Origin of the sequence: Antribacter gilvus (assembly GCF_003946865.1) — a bacterium.
In the GTDB taxonomy this organism is placed as follows: domain Bacteria; phylum Actinomycetota; class Actinomycetes; order Actinomycetales; family Cellulomonadaceae; genus Antribacter; species Antribacter gilvus.
The window spans coordinates 17289-38244 of record NZ_QXTH01000004.1 but is presented as its reverse complement, the minus strand read 5'-3'; the positions used below and the strand labels follow the sequence as shown (position 1 = coordinate 38244).

19 protein-coding genes and 1 tRNA gene are annotated in these 20956 nt (G+C 72.6%); 17 read left to right on the top strand and 3 right to left on the bottom strand.

What is annotated here, in order from left to right:
• Nucleotides 1-88: 88 nt before the first annotated feature.
• The 8 genes from D1350_RS07885 (at nt 89) to D1350_RS07850 (ending at nt 8702) form a co-directional block, all read left to right on the top strand.
• Nucleotides 89-1204, top strand: a complete 1116-nt coding sequence (locus D1350_RS07885) for a hypothetical protein (RefSeq protein WP_125775453.1) — start codon at nt 89-91, stop codon at nt 1202-1204.
• Between the two features lie 77 nt (nt 1205-1281).
• The gene (locus tag D1350_RS07880; protein ID WP_125775452.1) at nt 1282-4347 is read left to right on the top strand and encodes a Na+/H+ antiporter subunit A; all 3066 of its coding nucleotides are present in this window, start codon (nt 1282-1284) and stop codon (nt 4345-4347) included.
• A complete protein-coding gene (locus D1350_RS07875) occupies nt 4344-4844 on the top strand; it encodes a Na(+)/H(+) antiporter subunit C (protein WP_240643958.1) in 501 nt (166 codons plus the stop codon). The genes D1350_RS07880 and D1350_RS07875 overlap by 4 nt, the downstream gene beginning before the upstream one ends.
• Complete coding sequence (locus tag D1350_RS07870; RefSeq protein ID WP_125775451.1) at nt 4841-6421, top strand: Na+/H+ antiporter subunit D; 1581 nt, start codon at nt 4841-4843, stop codon at nt 6419-6421. The genes D1350_RS07875 and D1350_RS07870 overlap by 4 nt, the downstream gene beginning before the upstream one ends.
• Entirely contained in the window at nt 6418-6936 is a 519-nt protein-coding gene (locus D1350_RS07865) for a Na+/H+ antiporter subunit E (RefSeq protein ID WP_125775450.1), read from the top strand. Before D1350_RS07870 ends, D1350_RS07865 begins: the two co-directional genes overlap by 4 nt.
• Nucleotides 6933-7313: an MrpF/PhaF family protein gene (locus D1350_RS07860; protein WP_125775449.1), complete on the top strand. Its 381-nt coding sequence runs from the start codon at nt 6933-6935 to the stop codon at nt 7311-7313. Before D1350_RS07865 ends, D1350_RS07860 begins: the two co-directional genes overlap by 4 nt.
• Nucleotides 7310-7711, top strand: coding sequence for a monovalent cation/H(+) antiporter subunit G (mnhG, locus tag D1350_RS07855; protein ID WP_125775448.1), 402 nt, complete (start codon nt 7310-7312; stop codon nt 7709-7711). Before D1350_RS07860 ends, mnhG begins: the two co-directional genes overlap by 4 nt.
• A 103-nt stretch (nt 7712-7814) precedes the next feature.
• A complete protein-coding gene (locus D1350_RS07850; RefSeq protein WP_125775447.1) occupies nt 7815-8702 on the top strand; it encodes an EamA family transporter in 888 nt (295 codons plus the stop codon).
• Here the strand turns inward: D1350_RS07850 and D1350_RS07845 are convergent, their stop codons facing one another.
• A complete protein-coding gene (locus tag D1350_RS07845; RefSeq protein ID WP_125775446.1) occupies nt 8703-9347 on the bottom strand; it encodes a GntR family transcriptional regulator in 645 nt (214 codons plus the stop codon).
• A gap of 81 nt (nt 9348-9428) precedes the next feature.
• Between D1350_RS07845 and D1350_RS07840 the strand changes: the two genes are divergently transcribed.
• From D1350_RS07840 to D1350_RS07825, 4 genes are read left to right on the top strand one after another with little or no spacing between them, the layout of a single operon-like run.
• Nucleotides 9429-10178, top strand: coding sequence for a PIG-L deacetylase family protein (locus D1350_RS07840; protein ID WP_125775445.1), 750 nt, complete (start codon nt 9429-9431; stop codon nt 10176-10178).
• 2 nt (nt 10179-10180) lie between these two features.
• The gene (locus tag D1350_RS07835; RefSeq protein ID WP_125775444.1) at nt 10181-10888 is read left to right on the top strand and encodes a 4-carboxy-4-hydroxy-2-oxoadipate aldolase/oxaloacetate decarboxylase; all 708 of its coding nucleotides are present in this window, start codon (nt 10181-10183) and stop codon (nt 10886-10888) included.
• Nucleotides 10885-12090 (top strand): PrpF domain-containing protein, encoded by a 1206-nt coding sequence (locus D1350_RS07830; protein WP_276313717.1) that lies wholly within the window; start codon nt 10885-10887, stop codon nt 12088-12090. Before D1350_RS07835 ends, D1350_RS07830 begins: the two co-directional genes overlap by 4 nt.
• Nucleotides 12087-13061 (top strand): VOC family protein, encoded by a 975-nt coding sequence (locus D1350_RS07825; protein ID WP_125775443.1) that lies wholly within the window; start codon nt 12087-12089, stop codon nt 13059-13061. The genes D1350_RS07830 and D1350_RS07825 overlap by 4 nt, the downstream gene beginning before the upstream one ends.
• Nucleotides 13062-13122: 61 nt before the next feature.
• Here D1350_RS07825 and D1350_RS07820 read toward each other — a convergent pair whose 3' ends face one another.
• Together D1350_RS07820 and D1350_RS07815 are read right to left on the bottom strand one after the other, a co-directional pair.
• A complete protein-coding gene (locus D1350_RS07820; RefSeq protein WP_276313716.1) occupies nt 13123-13758 on the bottom strand; it encodes a bacterial proteasome activator family protein in 636 nt (211 codons plus the stop codon).
• Between the two features lie 70 nt (nt 13759-13828).
• A complete protein-coding gene (locus tag D1350_RS07815; protein WP_125775442.1) occupies nt 13829-14806 on the bottom strand; it encodes an NAD(P)H-quinone oxidoreductase in 978 nt (325 codons plus the stop codon).
• 138 nt (nt 14807-14944) lie between these two features.
• Here D1350_RS07815 and D1350_RS07810 point away from each other — a divergent pair, with 138 nt between their 5' ends.
• The 5 genes from D1350_RS07810 to D1350_RS07790 all read left to right on the top strand — a co-directional run bounded on the left by D1350_RS07810 (nt 14945) and on the right by D1350_RS07790 (nt 20949).
• The gene (locus D1350_RS07810; RefSeq protein WP_125775441.1) at nt 14945-19045 is read left to right on the top strand and encodes a HAMP domain-containing sensor histidine kinase; all 4101 of its coding nucleotides are present in this window, start codon (nt 14945-14947) and stop codon (nt 19043-19045) included.
• A gap of 38 nt (nt 19046-19083) precedes the next feature.
• Nucleotides 19084-19533, top strand: coding sequence for a roadblock/LC7 domain-containing protein (locus D1350_RS07805; protein WP_125775440.1), 450 nt, complete (start codon nt 19084-19086; stop codon nt 19531-19533).
• 10 nt (nt 19534-19543) lie between these two features.
• Complete coding sequence (locus D1350_RS07800; protein ID WP_125775439.1) at nt 19544-19960, top strand: DUF742 domain-containing protein; 417 nt, start codon at nt 19544-19546, stop codon at nt 19958-19960.
• Between the two features lie 166 nt (nt 19961-20126).
• A complete protein-coding gene (locus D1350_RS07795) occupies nt 20127-20768 on the top strand; it encodes a GTP-binding protein (protein ID WP_420807804.1) in 642 nt (213 codons plus the stop codon).
• A gap of 96 nt (nt 20769-20864) precedes the next feature.
• Nucleotides 20865-20949 (top strand) — tRNA-Ser (locus tag D1350_RS07790).
• Nucleotides 20950-20956: the final 7 nt, after the last annotated feature.

Here is a 20956-nt window from a genome sequence, read left to right as displayed (position 1 = left end):
CGGCCCGGGGCCGCACCCAGCGGCCCGGGGCCCCGCCCCGGTACGCTCGCCCCGCATTCACGCAGATCCGAGCAGAGAAGGGTCACCCATGGCGCAACCGGCACCGATGCCGCCTGTCCCCCGTACGTCGGCGCAGCCCCACCAGGCGCGCCACCTCCTGGCCGTCCCGGCCGACGTGCTGACGGACGAGATCGAGGTGCTGGCGCTGTCCCGGTTCTCGGCGACCCGCTGGGACGTGGTCCCGGCCGACGTGGACCCGAACGAGAGCGGCGCCCCGCAGGGCCGTCCGGCCGGGAAGGGCGAGCCCGGCGTGCTGCGCACGTCGCGCCACACCACGGTGACCGGCCCGTACCTGCCGCAGGGTGACGGGTTCGACCTGGGGCTCCCGCCGGGGACCGCGATGGTGTTCGACGTGGTGTCCCCCCGGGAGCGCGGCGAGCCGCCGTACCCCGGCGGGGGCGATCGCGACGGCCTGGGCCGCTCGTTCCCGGCCGGCATGCCGGAGCGCGAGGAGGGCCGCGTGCTGTCGTGGCTGATCGCCGTCGCGCGGAGGCTCGGCGGCTCCCTGCGCCTGGACGTGGCCGGTCTCTGGGACGCGTCCGGAAGCACGGCCCGGGGCGCGGGGGTCACGCTGACGCCCGACCCCGGCGTCACGATCGACATGTCCGTGTACTCCGACGTGTGGCTGGACCCGCAGGCGGCGTTCGCGATCCTGCAGCCGGTCCACGTGCGGACCGTCCTGGCGACGCAGGGCACGGACTGGCAGGGCCCGCCCCGGGGGATCGCGGACCGGCCCCTGTTCCCGGGCGAGAAGATGGACCCCGAGGAGCGCAAGGCGATCCACGCGGCTGCCGACGACTTCGACATCGCGGCCCTCCAGGCGCCGCACGTCCTCGACGGGTACGGCCTCACGATCGACCTCCAGCACGACGGGATCGTCGCCGTCGAGATCGGCGGCGAGGAGCAGCTGCCCCTCCTGCTGCGCGGCCTGCCGTGGACGGCCAACGGTGCCGTCTGCTACCGGGTCCGCTGGGAGCCGCCGGACCTCGACGACTGGCACAGCGAGTTCCCGTCGATGGAGCACCGGATCGCACGCAAGCGGGCCGCAGAGCTGGTGTCTCAGGTCGCCCTGGCGATCTACCGGGCGGTGGGTGGCGAGATCGCCGACGAGGACGGCTTCCTCGTGGACCCTGACGACCTGTGATCCCTGTCTCGCCCACCCCGCCGCAGAAGGTAGGGTAGAGGTGATCGCCCACCCGCCCCCGACAGGACGGAGCGGACGTGCTAGCCATGCTCGTTGCCCACATCGTCGCGGCAGCGAGCGCGCCCGCACTGGTGTCCCGTCTCGGCCGCCGCGCGTTCTGGGTCCTGGCCCTCGCACCGGCCTCAGCGGTGGTCTACGCGCTGGTCCACACGGGCGACGTCCTCGGCGGCACAGGCCCGGTGCAGGTCGTCGAATGGGTGCCGGCCCTCGGCCTGCAGCTCGCGTTCCGGCTCGACGCGCTGTCGTGGCTGATGCTGCTCGCCGTGGGCGGCGTCGGCGCCCTGGTCCTCCTCTACTGCTCCGCGTACTTCTCCCGCAACGCGCACGGCCTGGGCCGGTTCGCCGGGGTCCTGACGGCGTTCGCGGGCACCATGGTGGGCCTCGTCACCGCTGACGACCTGCTCCTGCTCTTCGTGTTCTGGGAGCTCACCACGGTCTTCTCCTACCTGCTGATCGGGCACTACGCGGACCGCAAGCAGAGCCGCCGGGCGGCGATGCAGGCGATCGTCCTCACCACCGCGGGCGGCCTCACGATGCTGGTGGGCCTGGTCGTCCTCGGCATGTCGGGCACGTGGCGCCTCTCCGAGCTGGTCGCCGACCCGCCGCGCGGCCCCGCCGTGACCGTCGCCGTGGTCTGCCTCCTCGTGGGCGCGGCGACCAAGTCCGCCCTGATCCCGTTCCACTTCTGGCTGCCCGCCGCGATGGCCGCGCCCACCCCGGTCAGCGCCTACCTCCACGCGGCCGCGATGGTGAAGGCGGGCGTCTACCTCGTCGCGCGCTTCGCCCCGGGGTTCGCCGACGTCCCCGCCTGGCAGGTGATGATCCTCGCCCTGGGGGGCGGCACCCTGCTGGTCGGCGCCTACCGCGCCCTGCGGCAGAACGACCTGAAGCTCCTCCTGGCGTTCGGCACGGTGAGCCAGCTCGGCTTCCTCGTCCTCCTTCTCGGGTTCGGCACGCGGGCGGCGGCGCTCGCGGGCCTCGCCCTCCTCGGCGCGCACGCGATGTGCAAGGCCGCCCTGTTCCTGGCGGTGGGCGTCATCGACTCGGCCGCCGGCACCCGCGACCTGCGCCGCCTCACCGGCCTCGCCCGGGCCCTGCCCGGCACAGCGGTCGCGTCGGTCCTCGCCGTCGCGTCGATGGCGGGCCTGCCGCCCACGGCCGGCTTCGTCGCCAAGGAGGCGGCGCTCGCGGCCGTTCTGCCCGACGCCGGTCACGCACCTCCCACGGGGGTCCTCGCCGCGGGCGGGGGTGCGGTCGGGTGGATGGTGCTCGTCGTCGTGGTGCTGGGCTCGGCGCTGACCGTGGCGTACGGGCTGCGGTTCCTCTGGGGCGCGTTCGCGAACCGGGGGCCGGTGTCCCCGGCGGGGGCCGAGCCGCCGTCGGGCCGCGGGCCGGACCCTGAGGACGCACCGCAGCTGATCGACCCGGCCGAGGTGCGCCGTCAGCCGGTGCTGCTGACCTGGCCGCCCCTGGTCCTGGCGCTGCTGGGACTCGCGGTCGCGGCGACCGGCGCGCTGGGGGAGTCCGTCCTGGGCCTGCACGCGGACGGGCTGCCGGGGGAGCCGGGTCACCTGGCCCTGTGGTCGGGCCTGACGCCCGCCCTCGGCCTCACGGTGGTGGCTGTCGCGCTGGGGGTGGCGGTCTTCTGGTGGCGTGACGCGGTGGAGCGCACGCAGGAGCGGTTCCGGACGCCGTCGGCCGACGGGCTGTACCGGCGGACGATGCGCGCCCTCGACGACCTCGCCGCCGACGTCACGGCGTTCACCCAACGTGGTTCGCTGCCGGTCTACCTGGGCGTGGTGCTGGTGGTCCTGGCCGTCGGGCCAGGGCTGTTCCTCGGGATCCGGCTCCTGTCGGGCGGCCCGGAAGGCTCGGCGCCGATCGCCCTCGTGCCGTGGGACCGGCCCGCCCAGGTCGCCGCCGTCGCGGTGGTCGTGGCGTCGGCGGTGCTCGCCGCGCGGGCCCGCCGCCGTCTCAAGGCCGTGATCCTCGTGGGGGTGGCCGGGTACGGCAACGCCGTCCTGTTCCTGCTGCACGGCGCCCCCGACCTCGCGCTGACCCAGATCCTGGCCGAGACGTTGACGCTCGTGATCATGGTGCTGGTGCTGCGCCGGCTGCCCCCGTACTTCTCCGACCGGCCCCTGGCGGCGGACCGCTGGGGCCGCCTCGCCGTCGGTGCCCTCACGGGCGTGGTGATGATGGGGGTGGCCGTGGTGGCGCCGTCGGCCCGGGTGTTCCGGCCGGTGGCGGCTGACTTCCCCGAGGAGGCGGTGTCGTTCGGCGGCGGGCACAACATCGTGAACGTGACGCTCGTGGACATCCGGGCGTGGGACACGGTGGGCGAGATCTCCGTGCTCCTCGTCGCGGCGACGGGCGTGGCGTCCCTCGTGTTCCTCCGGGTGCGCAGCGGTGAGGTGCTGCGGCTGCCGCGCGGGCAGCGCACCCACGCCACGGTGCGGGACGGCGACCCGGCGGCCGGCGAGGTGCGGGAGGGCGCCGTCGGCCAGGGGGCGACGGGTGCGCTCAGCGCAGGCCGTACCCTCACGCCGCACCGTCGGTCGGTGCTGCTCGAGGTGATCACCCGGACGGTCTTCCACGCGATGATCGTGTTCGCGGTCTTCCTGCTGTTCACGGGCCACGACCGGCCGGGCGGTGGCTTCGCGGCCGGGCTCGTGGTCGGCATCGCGCTGGCCGTGCGCTACCTGGCGGGCGGACGCTACGAGCTGGGGGAGGCGGCCCCCGTGCACCCGGGCCTCCTGCTCGGCACGGGCCTGTTCCTGTCGGCGGGCGTGGGGCTGCTCGCGCTCCTGTTCGGCGGCGAGGTGCTGCAGAGCTGGATCCTCGACTTCGAGGTGCCGGTCCTCGGGCACGTGCACCTCGTGACGTCGCTGTTCTTCGACGTCGGCGTGATGCTGGTCGTGATCGGGCTCGCCCTGGACGTGCTGCGCACGCTCGGTGCGGAGCTGGACCGTCACGCCGACGAGGAGGGCGAGACCATGGCGCCGGGATCGACCGTCGGCATGGCCGGCGCCACCGGGGAGAAGCGGGGCGACGGCGTCGTCGATCAGGGGGTGCGCCCATGAACCCGGAGATGGTCCCGAGCGCCGTCCTGGTCGTCGCGATCGGCGTGCTCTTCACCGCGGGCGTGTACCTCCTGCTGGAGCGGTCGCTCACCCGGGTGCTCCTCGGCTTCGTGCTGATCGGGAACGGGGCGAACCTCCTGATGCTCGTGGCGGGGGGCCGCGCCGGGGGTGCCCCGATCGCGGGCATCACGCCGGAGGCCGAGATGAGTGACCCTCTCGTGCAGGTGATGGTGCTCACCTCGATCGTCATCACGCTCGCGCTCACCGCCTTCGTGCTCGCCATGGCGTACCGGTCCTGGCAGCTCAACGGGCACGACGAGGTCGCGGACGACGTCGAGGACCGCCGCATCGCGCGCCTCGCCGCCCGCAACGCGCCGTCGTACCTCGACAGGGACGACGGCGAGCCGGGAACGCTCGACGAGGACGCGGCGGCGGCCCGGGACGACATGGTCCGCGGTGACACCGACCGCACGGACGAGACGGGGGAGGCGCGGTGACGCACGACCTGACCACCCTCGTCCCGCTCCCGGTGCTCATCCCGCTCTGCGCGGCGGGCCTCGCCCTCGCGCTGCACCGCCACCCGCGGGCGCAGCGGATCATCAGCGTCGTGGCGCTGTCGCTCATGCTGGCGGCGTCGCTCGGGCTGCTGGTCGCCGCAGACGGTGGCCCCCTCGTGGTCGACGTCGGCGGCTGGGCCGCGCCCGTGGGCATCCCCCTCGTGGCCGACCGGCTCACCGCCCTCATGCTCAGCGTCTCCGGCGTGGTGCTGCTCTGCGTCCTGCTCTACTCCATCAGCGAGGGCATCTCGGAGAGCCCTGACGGGCTGGCGGGCGACGAGGACCCCATCCCCGTCGCGATCTACCACCCCACGTTCCTCGTGCTGGCGGCGGGCGTGGCGAACGCCTTCCTCTCGGGCGATCTGTTCAACCTGTACGTGGGCTTCGAGATCCTGCTGGCCGCGTCGTACGTGCTGCTCACGCTCGGGGGCACGGGGGAGCGCATCCGGGCCGGCGCCGTGTACGTGGTGGTGTCGCTCCTCAGCTCCATCCTGTTCTTCGTCGCGATCGCGCTCGCCTACGCGTCGACCGGCACCGTCAACCTGGCGCAGCTCGCGCAGCGGCTCCCGGAGACCGACCCCGGCGTGGTCGTGGTGCTGGAGCTCCTGCTCCTGCTCGCGTTCGGGATCAAGGCGGCGATCTTCCCGCTCTCCGCCTGGCTCCCCGACTCCTACCCGACCGCACCCGCGCCCGTCACGGCCGTGTTCGCCGGCCTGCTCACCAAGGTGGGCGTCTACGCGATCATCCGCACGCAGACGCTCCTCTTCCCCGACTCCCCGGAGGTGGACCGCGTCCTCATGGTGCTGGCGCTGCTCACGATGGTGGTGGGCATCCTCGGCGCGGTCGCGCAGGACGACCTCAAGCGGCTCCTGTCGTTCACCCTCGTGAGCCACATCGGCTTCATGGTCTTCGGCATCGCGCTGGGGTCCGAGGCGGGCCTGGCCGCTGCCGTGTTCTACGTGGCGCACCACATCACCGTGCAGACCACGCTCTTCCTCGTCACCGGGCTCGTCGAACGCCGGGCGGGCACCACGTCGCTCGACCGCCTCGGCGGCCTGGCGCGCGTGGCGCCCTGGCTCGCCCTGCTCTTCTTCGTCCCCGCGATGAACCTCGCGGGCATCCCGCCGCTGTCCGGCTTCCTCGGCAAGGTGGGCCTCCTCGAAGCGGGCGTGGCCGACGGCGGCCCGCTCGCCTGGGCCCTCGTGGCCGGCTCGGTCGTCACCTCCCTCCTCACGCTGTACGCGGTGGTCAAGGCCTGGAACAAGGCCTTCTGGCAAGAGGTGCCCGAGGGAGTCGCCCGCGACGTCCGCCTCCCGCGCGGCATGACCGGGCCGACGACGGCGCTGGTCGCCTTCGGCCTCCTCCTCACCGTCGCCGCCGGGCCGCTGTACGGATACACCACACGCGCCGCCGAGACCGCGATGGACGGGCACACGTACGTGGACGCGGTCTTCCCCGACGGTGCGGACCGTGGCCGCGGCGAGTCGCCCGACGCCGTGGACGAGGGCGCCCCGTGAACCGCCGCACGTCGTGGGGCCAGTGGCGGGGCATCGTCGTGCTCACCGCCACCTGGGTGCTGCTGTGGGGCTCGCTCTCACCGGGGGTGGTCCTCACCGGGCTGCTCGTCGCCCTCGGCGTGCTGTGGCTGTTCCCCCTGCCCGACATCAGCCGGGTCGCCACCGTGCGCCTCTGGCCCCTCTGCGTGCTCGTCACGCGGTTCGCCACCGACCTGTTCGTCGCGTCGTTCCAGGTGGCGTGGCTCGCGGTGCGGCCCGGGCCCACGCCCCGCGGCGGCGTCGTCGGGGTACGGCTCACCAGCCCGTCCGTCGCGTTCGAGGTCGCCACCGCCGAGCTGGCGTCCCTCATCCCCGGCTCCGTCGTCGTCGAGATCCGGGTGCAGGAGCAGATGCTCTACCTGCACGTGCTCGACCTCGCCGGCAGCGGCGGGCCCGACGGCGTCCGGGCGTCCGTGCTGGCGCTCGAGCGCAGGATCCTGCGCGCGTTCGCAGCGAAGGAGGGGGAAACGGCATGAGCACCGTGCTCGGGACAGTCGTCGTGATCGCCGCCGTGCTGCTCCTCGCGGGGGCGGCGCTCGCGGTGGTGCGCATCGAGAGGGGCCCGTCCATGCTGGACCGCACGATCGGCCTCGACGTGCTGACCACCACGATCGTCGGGGCGGGCGCCCTGGAGGCCGCCTGGTCGCGCCGCGCCGAGATGCTGCCGATCCTGGTCGTGCTGTCGCTGGTCGGCTTCGTCGGGTCGGTGGTGGTCGCGCGGTTCGCGGCGGTCGAGCCGGAGGGTGAGGCGCTGGTGCGGACGCCGCGCGCGCTGCGGGAGGACGGCGACGACGACGTGGACGACGCTCCCGCCGTCGAACCGCGGGCTGACCGGGAAGGGGCGGACGAATGAGCGCCGGCGAGATCGTGCTCGACGTCCTGGCCGGGATCTGCCTGCTGCTCGGAGCGTTCCTCGCGTTCTCGGCGGGGGTGGGCGTGCTCCGGTTCGGGCACCTGCTCGCCCGGATGCATGCCGTGACGAAGCCGCAGGTGCTGGGGCTGATCCTGCTGATGACCGGAGTGGCGCTGCGCCTGCGGAGCGGGCCGGCGGTCGCGGTGCTCGCGCTGGTCGTGGCCTTCCAGCTGCTCACGTCGCCCGTCGCGGCACACATGGTGGGCCGGGCCGGGTTCCGCACCGGAAAGGTGCGGCCGGAGGACCTCGACGTCGACGACCTGTCGGACGCGCCGCCGACCCCGCCGACCCCGCAGCCGCCCACCCCGCCGACCCCCACCCCGCCCCCGCCGAGATAGTGACTTCGTCGGACGAAGTCACTACCTCGGCGAGGGATCTTGGCCGAGATAGTGCCTTCGTCCGGCCGAGTGTCCGACCGTAGCCCCGGGATACTCTCGCCGGGTGCTCGATCGTGTCCCGGCTCCCGCCCTGTTCGTCGTCTCCGGGCTGACCCAGTACGCCGGGGCGGCGGTGGCGGTCGGGCTCTTCGCACGGCTCGGCGCGCCGGAGATCGGGTGGTGGCGCATCGCGCTCGCAGCCCTCGTGCTTGTGCTCTGGCGCCGTCCGTGGCGCCGCACCTGGACCGTTCGCGACCTGGCGTGGTCGGCGGTCTTCGGGATCGTCCTCGCCGCGATGAACATCGTGTTCTACGTGGCGATCGACCACCTGCCGCTCGGGACGGCCGTCGCGATCGAGTTCTGCGGCCCGGTCGCGGTGGCCGCGGTGACCGGCCGGGCCTGGCGGGAGCGGGTCGCGATCGTCGTCGCGGCCGGGGGAGTGGTGCTCCTCGCGGGAGTCACCCTCGACTCCGGCCTGCCGCGGGACGACGTCGTCCTCGGTCTCGCGGCCATCCTCGCGGCGGCCGCGTGCTGGGCCGGCTACATCGTGCTCGGCCGCCGGGTCGCCCGCGACGGCGCAGGGATCGACGGGCTCGCTGTCGGCATGGCGGTGGGGTCGCTGCTCTTCGCGCCGTTCTTCGCGCACGGCGGCGGGGAGGTCCTGACGGACCCGGCGCTGGTGGCGCTGCTGGTCGTGGTCGCCGTCTGCTCGTCGGTGGTGCCGTACGGGCTCGAGCAGTCCGTGCTGCGGCGGGTCAGCTCGGCCACGTTCGCGGTGCTCCTTGCCCTGCTGCCCGCCACGGCGGCAGTGATCGGCGCGGTCATGCTCCAGCAGCTGCCGACCTGGCCGGAGCTCGTCGGCCTCGTGCTGGTCTCCGGCGCGATCGCCATGACGGCCCGCCCGTCCGTGCCCCGAGCCCAGCCGCCCACAGCGCCTGTCCCACCCGCGTGATCACGCCCGCCGTCCGCTGCCGTCCTCCAGCGCCGCCAGCGTCGTCAGCACGCTGCCGAGGTGCGCGGCCATCGCGGCGCGAGCGCCCTCGGCGTCCCGCGCGCGCACCGCGTCGATGATCGCCAGGTGCTCGGGCAGCGACCGACCTGGCCGGCCCGGCAGCATCGCGAGCCGGAACTGGTGCCGCACCAGCTGACCGTTGAGCTGCTCCACGATCCGCGTCGCCGTCTCGTGCCCCGCGATCTCCCGCAGCCGGGCGTGCAGCGCGGCGTTGAGGTCCGAGTACGCGACGAGCTCGCCGCGCACTACGGCGTCGGACATCCGCTCGCCGAGCTCCCGCAGCTCCTCGGCCTGCTCGTCAGTGACCCGCTCCGCCGCCCGCGCCGCGACCAGGCTCTCGATGCCCTGCCGCACCTCGGTGATCTCGACGGCCTCGGCGAGCGAGATCTCGCGGACCCGTGCCCCGCGGTTCAGCTGCATCTCGACGAGCCCCTCGGCTGCGAGCTGCAGCAGGGCGTTGCGGACCGCCGAACGGCTGACGCTCAGGTCGGCGGCCAGCTCTGTCTCGATGAGCCGCTGGCGCGGGGCGTACTGCCCGGCCAGGAGCGCGGTGCGCAGCCGGTCCGTGACGACGTCGCTGGACATGGGGCCTCCGTAGGATTGCTGACACGATTGTTGACAATCTTGTCACCGATTAGCAAGGATGCAGAAAACTCAGGAGGCATCATGTCGAACCGCTCACCGTTGCTCGTCATCACGGCGCACCCCGGCGACTTCGTCTGGCGGGCCGGCGGCGCCATCGCGCTCGCCGCGTCCCGGGGGCAGCGCGCCGTGATCGCGTGCCTGAGCTTCGGCGAGCGCGGCGAGTCGGCGGGCGCCTGGCGAGCCGGCAAGACCCTCGAGGAGATCAAGGAGCTCCGCCGCGCGGAGGGTCAGACCGCCGCCGACGCGCTGGGCGGCGAGGTCCGCTTCTTCGACGCCGGGGACTACCCGCTGCGCGCCACGGACGAGCTCCTGGAGCAGCTCGTCGCCCTGTACCGCGAGGTCCAGCCGGGCGTGGTGCTCACGCACGCGCCGGAGGACCCGTACAACATGGACCACCCGGAGGCCGGCCGGATCGCCCGCCACGCACGCGTCCTCGCCCAGGCTCCCGGCGTGCACACCGCCGGCCAGGACCCGAGCACCCTCGACGTCATCGGAGCCCCGCCGGTCTTCTGCTTCGAGCCGCACCAGAGCGAGGTCTCCGGCTTCGTCCCCGACGTGCTGCTCGACATCACCGAGGTCTGGGACCGCAAGGTCGCCGCGATGCGGGCCATGGGCGCGCAGAGCCACCTCGTCGAGTACTACACGGACCTCGGCAGGCGCCGCGGCGTCCAGGCCAAGCGGAACAGCGGCCCCAACCTCGGTCTGCCCGCCGGCACGTTCGCCGAGGCGTACATGCGGGTGTACCCGCAGGTCACGTCGGAGCTGAGCTGATCATGGCGCTGGAGCACGTCGTCGTCCGGGAGATCGACCGGGCGCCCGCCGAGGTGATCGAGCGGCTCCGGCAGGCCGGGGTCGCCACCGCGCACGAGGCGGCCGGGCGCACCGGCCTCGTCGGACCGCGGGTCCTGCCTCGCCAGGACGGGGTGACGATCGCGGGCTCGGCGGTCACCGTCCTCTCCCACCCCGGCGACAACCTGATGATCCATGCGGCGGTCGAGGTATGCCGCCCCGGGGACGTCCTCGTCGTCGCCACGACGGCGGAGTCCGCGCACGGCATGTTCGGCGACCTCCTCGCCACCTCGCTGGCGGCCCACGGCGTGATCGGCCTCGTCACGGACGCGGGCGTGCGCGACCTCGCGACCCTCCGCGAGCTGGGCTTCCCCGTCTGGTCCCGGGCGGTCCACGCCCAGGGCTGCGTCAAGGCGACGCCCGGATCGGTGAACGTGCCGGTGGTCGTGGCCGGGCAGCGCGTCCGGCCGGGCGACGTGATCGTGGCCGACGACGACGGCGTGCTCGCCCTGGCAGCGTCCGTCGCCCCCGCGGTGGCCGACGCCGCGGACGAGCGCAGGGCGAACGAGGAGGCCAAGCGGGCCCGGTTCGAGGCCGGCGAGCTCGGGCTCGACATGTACGACCTGCGGCCGCTGCTCGCGCGGCTCGGTGTCGAGTACGTGGACCGGCTCCCCGACGGGGACCCGCGGTGAGCGCGGGAGTTCCCTGCCTGCTGATGCGGGGCGGTACCTCGAAGGGAGCCTACTTCCTGGCCGACGACCTCCCCGCGGACCCGGCCGAGCGCGACGACCTGCTGCTGCGGATCATGGGCACTTCGAGGGACCCTGCGGGAGGCGTTCCTCTGTCGTCTTCTGGCTTCCGCGCGGCCTCGTCTCGCTCGGACCCTGCGGGAGGCGTTCCTCTGTCGTCTTCTGGCTTCCGCGCGGCCTCGTCTCGCTCCGACCCTGCGGGAGGCGTTCCTCAAGTGGACGGGATCGGTGGCGGGCACCCGCTGACCAGCAAGGTCGCCGTCGTGTCGCCGTCGGCGGACGACGGGGCCGACGTCGACTACCTGTTCCTCCAGGTGGTCCCCGACCAGCCCGTCGTGACGGATCGCCAGACCTGCGGCAACCTGCTCGCGGGGGTGGGGCCGTTCGCCGTCGAGCGTGGCCTGGTCCCCGCGACCGGCGATGTCACCCGGGTGAAGATCCGGATGCTGAACCCGCAGGTGGCCTACGCGGTCGCCCAGGTCCCGACCCCCGGCGGCGTCGTGCGGTACGACGGCGACCAGCGGATGCCGGGCACGCCGTTCCCGGCGGCGCCGATCGTGCTCTCGTTCCCAGGGACGGGCCGGCCGGTGTTCCCGACCGGGCGGCTCGCCGACACGTTCGCCGGGGTCGAGGTGACCTGCGTCGACGCAGGCATGCCCGTGGTGCTGCTCCGCGCCGCGGACCTGGGCCTGGAGGGCACGGAGTCCCCGGCAGAGCTGGAGTCCGACGACGTGCTGCGCGCCCGGCTCGAGGAGGTGCGCGCGGAGGCCGGCCCCGCGATGGGCCTGGGCGACGTCGGCGGCACCACCGTGCCGAAGCTGTGCCTCGTCTCCCCGCCCAGGAGCGGCGGCATGATCACCGCGCGCACGTTCATCCCGCACCGGGTGCACGAGTCGATCGGGGTCCTGGCCGCGGTGTCCGTCGCCGCAGGGGTCCTCGTCGACGGCACCGTCGCGTCCGACCCCGCCGCTCGCGAGTGGCCGTACCGCATCGAGCACCCCACAGGCTCGTTCGAGCTCGGCCTGGAGCTGACCGGATCCGGCCCTGGCACCGCCGTCGTGCTCAGCACGGTGGTCCGCACGGCACGCAAGCTCTTCGACGGCCGGACCTGGCCGCGTCCCGTACAGGAGAGGACCCACGCATGACCCTCGGCGACCCGCTGCTCACCCACGACCCCGAGCGCCGGCGCGACATCGCCCACGTCGGGCCCGTCGAGCTGTACACCCCGGTCCTGGAGGAGACGCGCGACTTCTTCGTGAACCTCATGGCGCTGCGCGAGGTGGGCCGGGACGACACCTCGGTCTACCTGCACGCGTGGGACGACTACCAGTCGTACACGCTGCGCGTGATCCAGCGGGAGCAGGCCGGCATCGGCCGCACGTACCTGCGGGCCGCGAGCCCGCAGGCGCTGGAGCGCCTCCGCTCCCAGATCGAGCCGACGCCGTACCACCGGGGCACCGATGCCACGGTGCGGGGGCTCGGCGAGGTGCTGCTGTTCGACGACCCGGACGGACATCCGATGGGTCTGTACTGGGACGCCGACTGGTACGAGGCGGGCGAGGAGGACGCTCCGTCGCTGAAGAACCAGGCGTCGGCGTTCCCCGGCCGGGGAGCCAACGTGCGCCGCCTGGACCACGTCAACTACCTCACGGGCGACGTCCCCGAGGTCTCCGACTTCCTGTCCGAGATCGGTGCGCGCTGCACGGAGCGCATCGTCACCGACGAGGGCGCACCGGCCGCGATCTGGTTCTCGCTCGGCAACAAGTCGTACGACCTGGTCTACACGAGCGACTGGACGGGGTCGCACGGCCGGCTGCACCACCTCGCGTTCGCGACCGACACCCGCGAGGACATCCTCCGCGCCGCCGACGTCTTCCTCGAGGCCGGAATCCACATCGAGACCGGCCCGCACAAGCACGCCATCCAGCAGACGTTCTTCCTCTATGTCTGGGAGCCGGGCGGCAACCGCATCGAGCTGTGCAACGCGGGCGCGCGTCTCATCCTCGCGCCCGACTGGAAGACGGTGAACTGGACGGCCGCCGAACGGGCCAAGGGTCAGGCCTGGGGGCTGAAGACGATCGACTCGTTCCACACGCACGGCACGCCGGTCGTCTGAGCGAGGAAGTGCCCAGGAGAAGCGCGGCCGACGTCGGCCGCGCTTCTCCTGGGCGTCTTTGTCAGAGGTACTGGCCCGGGGCCCGGCCCTGCTGCTCCTCGCCCTGCTGGCCAGGACCGCCCGGCCCGCCCGGGCCGAAGGCGACGGCCCCCGGAGGCAGCGCGCGGCGCATCTGCGTGAGCTGAGCCTGGGCGGCCATCTGCTGCGCCACCAGGGCTGTCTGGATCCCGTGGAACAGGCCCTCCAGCCACCCGACGAGCTGGGCCTGTGCGACCCGCAGCTCGGCGTCCGACGGCGTGCCCTCGTCCGAGAAGGGCAGCGTGATGCGGTGCAGCTCCTCCATGAGCTCGGGCGAGAGCCCGTCCTCGAGCTCCTTGATGGACCGCTCGTGGATCCCCGCGAGCCTGCTGCGGGCGGCCTCGTCGAGCGGGGCGTCGCGCACCTCGTCGAGGAGCCGCTTGATCATGCTGCCGATGCGCATGACCTTTGCCGGCTCCTCCACCTGAGACACCAGACGCTCGGTCTCCTCCGCCTCGCGGTCGCCCTCTTCGCCGTCGACCTCACGGCCGTCGGGGGTCACCACGTGGGGGCGGATGACGGGGCGGTCGGGGCCCGCCTCGGCGGTGGGGCCGTTGGGGCTGGTGTCCTGGTCGGTGGGCACCTCGGGAGCGTTCTCGGGTCCGTTGTCCTGGGTCATACCTACAGTCTTGCGTGAACGGCCGCCGGTGGATACCGCGCGTCCATTCCGCACAACCAGGAAATATTGATCACAGAACAAGAAGGACTTTGCCGAAAACTTCCCCGGATTCGAGCAACGTGTGCGCATTCTCCGCTTCTGCAAGCGGTAGACGTGCGTGAATGACGGGTCGCACCCGGCCGTCCTCGACCATGGGCCACACGTGCTCCCGCACGGCGGCAACGACCGCTGCCTTCTCCGCGGCCGGCCGCGACCGCAGGGTGGTCCCGGTGATCGTCGCCCGCTTGGTCAGGAGGGCGGCCAGGTCGAGCTCCGCCCGGCGGCCCTTCTGGAGCCCGATGACCACGAGCCGCCCGCCCTGCGCGAGCACCCGCACGTTGTCAGCCAGGTAGGCCGCGCCCACCACGTCGAGCACCACGTCGGCGCCATGACCGCCGGAGGCGTCGTGGACTGCCGCGACGAAATCCTCGGAACGGTGGTCGACCCCGGCTTCCGCGCCGAGGTCCAGGCACCGCGACACCCGCTCGGGGCCGCCTGCTGTCACGACCACGCGGGCCCCCAGGGCGGCCGCGATCTGGGTGGCGACCGTGCCGACCCCGCCGGATCCGCCGTGGAGGAGCAGCCACTCGCCGGCGCGGAGCCGGCCGACCTCGACGAGGTTGTCCCAGGCGGTGCAGACGGCCTCCGGCAGCCCGGCCGCGTCGACGAGGTCGAGACCGTCCGGGACGGGGAGAACCTGCGTCTCCCGCACCGCGACGAACTCGGCATATCCGCCGCCCTCGAGCAGTGCCGCGACCCTGTCGCCGACCCGAAATCGCGACACGCCGGGCCCGACACTCGCGACGGTCCCCGAGATTTCCAGGCCTGGCCAGTCAGGCGCCCCCTCTGGGGCAGGGTAGTATCCGGCCCGTTGTAGCAGGTCAGCTCGGTTCACGCCCGCTGCGGCCACCTCGACGAGAATCTCGTCGTGCCGCGGATTCGGGTCGTTCAGGGAGGAAACGGAAAGTTTCCCTGAGGGGCCTGATCCGGATATCGTGACGGCTCGCACATCGATGGAGCCTACTCACGCGTCCCCGGAAGGGTCGTTCGTGAGTCGCCGTCGCCTGTAACTTGTACGCATTGCCGAGGAATGCGGTCGCTGTCAGGACCGGCCTCGTCCACGGATCAGTGATGGAGAGAGGTACCCATGCTCCGCAGGTTGGGTGTCCGCGGGAAAATCCTTGCGACCCTTGCCACGCCTGTCCTCGTCCTGGTCATGCTGGCCGTCTACATCGTCGGGGAGTCAGTCCTCGTAGCGCGGACCGCGGCTCAGACCGCGACGATCGTGGAGGCGCTGAAGTACCAGGATGAGGCCGGTACGGCCTTTGCACAGGAACGCGCGCTCGCCATCGCGGCACGCGCCGGCAGCGAGGAAGCGCTGGCGATGCTCACGCAGGGCATCCCGGAGCTGGACGACGAGGGCAACCCCACGGGGAAGATGCTGCCGTCGGCCCAGGACCAGACGAACGCTGCCATCGAAGCACGCGACGACGCGTTCCGCGGGATGGACGTCTCGGGTCTCGACCCGCTGGTCGGCGAGTCCGTCGAGGCCACGATGGCCGACGCCGACAAGCGCGACAGGCTTCAGGAGCTCGCGGCGAACCGGCAGCTGACGGAGGGCGCCATCGCCAAGGAGTACTCGGCCTACATCGAGGGTGCGCTCAACGTCGCCCGGCAGCTGTCCGACACGTCGGACGACCGCAAGCTGGCGCTGCGCCTCGACGCGTTCATCACGCTCGAGGAGGCGATGCTCACCAACACGCTCGAGCGTCCGTTCGCCACGATCTACATCACGAAGATGATGCAAGGGGCGACCGCCGAGAACGGCGGGATCTCGACGTCGGACATCACCAACCTCGCGACCCTGGCCAACACGCTCAACCTGCAGGTCGAGCAGGCCCAGCGGTTCATGGACCGCCTCGACTACGGCTTCAACGTGGCTCCGCTCACCGGTGACTACCTGACCGGCCACACCGCGTTCGCCGAGTCCGCGGCCGCCCCCAACTCGGTCTGGTTCCCGGGCTTCCGCGCCGGCTCTGACCAGTGGATCATCGAGAACCGCGAGGTTCGCGACGAGCTCCGCGAGGACGCGTTCGCCTGGGCCCAGGCCGAGGCCGACCTGGCCTCGCAGCGTGCCCTCGCCACGGCCGTCGGCGCCCTCGTCGTCGTCGTGATCTCCGTGATGACGGCCCTCGTGATCGCCCGTGGTCTGGTCAGCCCGCTCCGCCGCCTGACCGAGGCCGCCGGTGACGTCCGAGACCGCCTGCCCACCCTGGTGGAGCAGGTGTCGGTCCCGGGCCAGGGCCCGAGCCTGGACCTCGAGCCGATCGCCATCGAGTCGTTCGACGAAGTCGGGCAGCTGGCCGCCGCGTTCAACGACGTCAACCGCACCACCATCGAGGTCGCCCGCGAGCAGGCAGCCCTCCGTGGCTCCATCGCGGAGATGTTCGTCAACGTCGCCCGTCGCGACCAGGTGCTGCTCAACCGGCAGCTCGCGTTCCTGGACGACCTCGAGCGGTCGGAGGAGGACGCGACCACGCTGTCGAACCTCTTCCGCCTCGACCACCTCGCGACCCGTATGCGCCGCAACGCGGAGTCCCTCCTCGTCCTGGCGGGTATCGACTCGGGCCGCCGCGTGCGCCAGCCGATGCCGGTCTCCGACGTCATCCGTACCGCGTCCTCCGAGATCGAGCTGTACGACCGCGTGCGCCTCAACCTCGTGGTGGACCCGATGATGCTGGGTCACAACGCGCTGAACGCCGCGCACCTGCTCGCCGAGCTCCTCGAGAACGCCACGATGTTCTCCGAGCCGCACACCCCGGTCGAGGTCATCACGGCGCGCGACGACTACGGCGTCACCATCGCGGTCCGCGACCACGGTCTGGGCATGACGCCCGACGAGATCGCGGAGGCCACCCGCAAGGTCGCCTCCCACTCCGCCTCGGACGCCGTGGGCGCGCAGCGCCTCGGCCTCTTCGTGGTCGGACGCCTCGCGGACCGCCTCGGCGCCCGCGTCGACTTCGGCCCGGGTATCGACGGCTCCGGCACCCAGGTGTCGGTGCACTTCCCGGCCGTCCTGTTCGTGCCCGACTCGGCAGTCCCGCTGCCGCAGCCGACGGACCCGCTGGAGGCGACCACGCAGGCCGCCGCCTCCCGCTACGGCAGCTCGCCGGTTCCCGCGAGCCTCCCCGGATCCAGCCCGGTCGCGACCATCACGGCGTCGTCGACCACGACGATGCCGATGCAGAGCTCGGGCCAGCCGCTCGCCGGCGGGTCCATGCGGACGCCGATCTCGCCCTACGCCACCTCAGCCACGCCGATGGTCGCGCCGGAGCCTCCGGTCGCGGTCCCGGTCGACCTGGACGCGCTCACGGACGGCACCACCGCGCTCGGCATGCCGCGCCGCAGGCCGTCCCGCGGCCCGGAGACGTCGGCGACGCCGAGCCAGTCGGGTCCGATGCAGACCGCTACGGGCTCCATCGTGCTCCCGCCCCTGGTCACGCCGGACCTCCAGTCCGACCCGGGCGAGGACACGTGGTCCCCGCCGGCGCAGGTCTCCCCGGCCCCGGCGTCGCTGCCGAGCCGGAGCCGGAGCGCCTCGCCGCAGGAGTCCGTCGCGCCCCTCTTCGAGGACACCACCCCGGTGGCGCCCGTCCTCGACGTGGACCAGCGCAGCGCGCTCTTCTCGAGCTTCCGGTCGCTGAACACGATCGCCGTGGACGAGTCGCCGCAGTCGCTGCAGCTCGACCCGGTCACGCAGGACCCGGGCTCGCTCCCGGGTGCCGGCCCCGACACGGACGTCATGCGCTTCCCGTCGGGAGGCGACCAGCCCCGCGCCCAGCAGCAGGGCGGCGGCTACAGCCAGCCCCCGCAGGGTTACCCCCGGGCGCAGGAGAGCTACGTCCGCCCGCAGGACGGGTACGGAGCAGGTGCCCAGGGGTTCTCTCCCCAGAGCTCCGGCTTCGGCTCCGAGGGCAGGCCGGACGAGGACGTGCCGGACGACCTCCGGTTCGAGGCCCTGCCGGCCTTCGAGGAGCTCATGGAGAACCTGCCGACCCGTCGGTCGGTCCGGGAGAGCACCAAGACGGGCAGCATCCCCAAGCGCGGGGTCTTCGGGCGCAAGCCCAACGGACAGCCGCTGACCGGTGAGCTGCAGGCCTACCGGCCCACGGAGCCCACCCCGGTTTCGCAGCCGGTGCCCGCTGTGGAGCTGCCGACGGTCTCGTACCCGCAGGCAGACGGCCGTCCGGCCACGGGCTACCAGCAGCAGGTGCGGCCGCCCGCGGCCACGCAGGCCCAGCACCAGGTCCAGCAGCCGGCCCAGCCGGCCCTGGCGTTCCAGTCCGCGCCGGCCCCGCAGCCTGCCGCGACCGGCATCTCGGACCCCGTGTACCAGCAGGGCTTCCACGAGGGCTACCAGAAGGCCCTCGTGGAGGCGCAGCGCCAGCCGTCGTCATCGCCCTACACCTCGGCCGTCCCGGTCGCGGAGCCCGCGATGAGCCCGCTGCCTGTCGCCGAGCCGGTGCAGGACGCGTACTCGTTCGTCCCGGCCCAGCCGCAGGAGCCGCAGCCCTTCGCTCCGGCACCTGCTCCGGTCCCGGCCCGATACTCCTCGCCGGTCACGGAGATCGTGCCGATCGCCCCGCAGCCGACGGCGCCGCTCCCGACCGGTCCTGCACCGGACCGGACGGTCGCCGCACAGCAGCCGGACGTGTACCGGGAGCCGTACCCCACCGGGGCGGTCTACGACCCGGGCTACGCCGAGCCTGCGCCTCTCACGCGGCGTGCGCCGGCGGAGGAGTCCCTCGACCCTCTCGACCCGGGATACATCCGTGACTCGGTCGAGGCACGGTCCGAGTGGATGGCGTCAGCCGTCCTCTACGAGGAGATGACGAGCCTGCTGCGGCGGGGGGCTTATCAGGAAGACGACGTGGTACCCGAGAACGACACCTACCGCCCCGCCTCCCTGACCCCCGAGGTGTCCGCTGGGCTGACCCGCCGCACCCGTGGTGCCTCCGGCACCGGCGTGAGCGAGTCCGTCGACCGGCTCTCGGCCCGCATCGAGCGTGATCCCGAGCAGCTCCGAGCTCGTCTGTCGGCCTTCCAGTCCGCCACTGTTCGTGGCCGGACGGAGGCCCAGGACGGGCCCGGGACGGAGCACGAATCCGGAAACCAGGACGGGGGGGCCTCGACGTGGGCACCCTCGACGATGAATCATGTCCCTGACTCAGCGCCGCAGTCGCGGTGACCAGCGCGTCTGTGGATTCTGACTAGGAGGAACAGAGAGTGACCCTCAGCACCGAAGCAACGAATTTCGGGTGGCTGCTCGACAACTTCGTGCGTACCGTCCCCGGCAGCCGCCACACACTCGTGGTGTCCGCCGACGGCCTGCTCATGGCGATGTCGGACCAGCTCGAACGCACCAGTGCCGACCAGCTCGCGGCGATCGTCTCGGGCATGTCGAGCCTGACCCGTGGGGCTGCTCGTCAGCTCAACGGCGGGAACGTCCGTCAGGCCATCGTCGAGATGGACAACGGCTTCCTCTTCCTGATGAACGTCTCGAACGGGTCGGTTCTCGGCGTGGTCGCGGAGGCCACCTGCGACATCGGCCTCATCGGCTACGAGATGGCCCTGCTGGTGTCCCGCACCGAGGCCACGCTCACGCCGCAGCTGATCGCGGAGATGCGCGGCAACCTCCCGGTTGACGGCCACCCCCGAGCCGCCAACGTGGGATGAGGACTCGACGATGACGTACGCACCTTTCGGTTCCCAGGGCGGGCACGGCGACGTCCACGAGACGTCGACCGTGCGGCCTTACGCGGTCACCGGAGGCCGGGTGCGGTCGGCGATGTCCGACCTGCCGCTCGAGGCCCTCGTCGAGGTTATGCCCGGGGGAGCGGTCAGCAGCTACGGGCTGCCCCCGGAGCGGCGTGCGATCCTCCAGCACGCCGCGCACACGTACGTGTCCATCGCCGAGCTCTCGGCCCTTCTTCGCCTGCCGCTGGGTGTCGTCCGGATCCTTGTGGCGGACATGCAGGAGGAGGGGCACATCACTGTGCACACCTCGACCCCGGTCAACGTCCACACAGGCCACGGCAGCTCGAACTCGGGCCTGTCGCTGAGCGTCTTGGAGAGTGTTCTCAATGGCATTTCCGCCCTCTGACCGTCAGGGCTCCGGCGGGCCCAGCTGGTCCCCGGTCGCCGGTGGCGCTACGGCAGGTGTGACGGCGCCCGCACGCCAGAGCGTGCTCGGTGGCGGCCAGTCGCAGGCCGCGCCCGCCGCTCAGGCGGCTCAGGCGCGTCCGGTGCAGACCAAGCCGGCGCCGCCGGTGGTCCAGCAGCCGCCGAGCTCCGGCGGGCCCTCCGGGCAGCCGACGGCCGCGCCCGCCGAGGCCCGCGTGGCCCCGACGGTCGTCAAGATCGTCGTCGCCGGTGGCTTCGCGGTCGGCAAGACCACGTTCATCGGTTCCATCTCTGACGTGGAGCCGCTCAACACCGAGGCTGCCATGACGGAGCACTCGGTCGGCGTCGACGACGCCGGTGGCGTGAGCGACCGCAAGACGACCACCACCGTCGCGATGGACTTCGGTCGCGTCGAGCTCCCGGGCAACCTGTGGCTGTACCTGTTCGGTACGCCGGGCCAGGACCGCTTCCTCTTCATGTGGGACGACCTGGTCCGTGGTGCCATCGGTGCCGTCGTGCTCGTGGACACCGACCGCCTGGAGCAGTGCTTCCCGGCGATCGACTACTTCGAGTCGCGCAACATCCCGTTCGTCGTCGGCGTGAACTGCTTCGACGGCGTGGCCAAGCACCGGCTCGAGGACGTGCGTGAGGCCCTGCAGGTCCCCGCACACGTGCCGATGCTCTACACGGACGCCCGCTCGCGCGCGGCGACCAAGCAGACGCTCATCTCGCTGGTCCAGCTCGCCATGCGCCAGCTGCGTGCCGGCAAGCAGGCGGTGCAGGGCTAGAGATTCCTCGGCGGCGGGGCGTCCACGTGCGGACGCTCCGCCGCAGTGTGTCGGTAGACTTGGCCGTCGCGCCTCCGGGCGCGCGCTGCTGTGCCGGGAGGGTTGACAGAGCGGCCTAATGTGACGGTCTTGAAAACCGTTGTGCGGCAACGCACCGGGGGTTCGAATCCCTCACCCTCCGCGTCCTG

Coding starts and splice junctions, on each gene's coding strand:
- D1350_RS07885 (WP_125775453.1), top strand. CDS start 89: ATGGCGCAACCGGCACCGATGCCGCCTGTCCCCCGTACGTCGGCGCAG.
- D1350_RS07875 (WP_240643958.1), top strand. CDS start 4,344: ATGAACCCGGAGATGGTCCCGAGCGCCGTCCTGGTCGTCGCGATCGGC.
- D1350_RS07860 (WP_125775449.1), top strand. CDS start 6,933: ATGAGCACCGTGCTCGGGACAGTCGTCGTGATCGCCGCCGTGCTGCTC.
- mnhG (WP_125775448.1), top strand. CDS start 7,310: ATGAGCGCCGGCGAGATCGTGCTCGACGTCCTGGCCGGGATCTGCCTG.
- D1350_RS07845 (WP_125775446.1), bottom strand. CDS start 9,347: ATGTCCAGCGACGTCGTCACGGACCGGCTGCGCACCGCGCTCCTGGCC.
- D1350_RS07840 (WP_125775445.1), top strand. CDS start 9,429: ATGTCGAACCGCTCACCGTTGCTCGTCATCACGGCGCACCCCGGCGAC.
- D1350_RS07835 (WP_125775444.1), top strand. CDS start 10,181: ATGGCGCTGGAGCACGTCGTCGTCCGGGAGATCGACCGGGCGCCCGCC.
- D1350_RS07825 (WP_125775443.1), top strand. CDS start 12,087: ATGACCCTCGGCGACCCGCTGCTCACCCACGACCCCGAGCGCCGGCGC.
- D1350_RS07820 (WP_276313716.1), bottom strand. CDS start 13,758: ATGACCCAGGACAACGGACCCGAGAACGCTCCCGAGGTGCCCACCGAC.
- D1350_RS07810 (WP_125775441.1), top strand. CDS start 14,945: ATGCTCCGCAGGTTGGGTGTCCGCGGGAAAATCCTTGCGACCCTTGCC.
- D1350_RS07800 (WP_125775439.1), top strand. CDS start 19,544: ATGACGTACGCACCTTTCGGTTCCCAGGGCGGGCACGGCGACGTCCAC.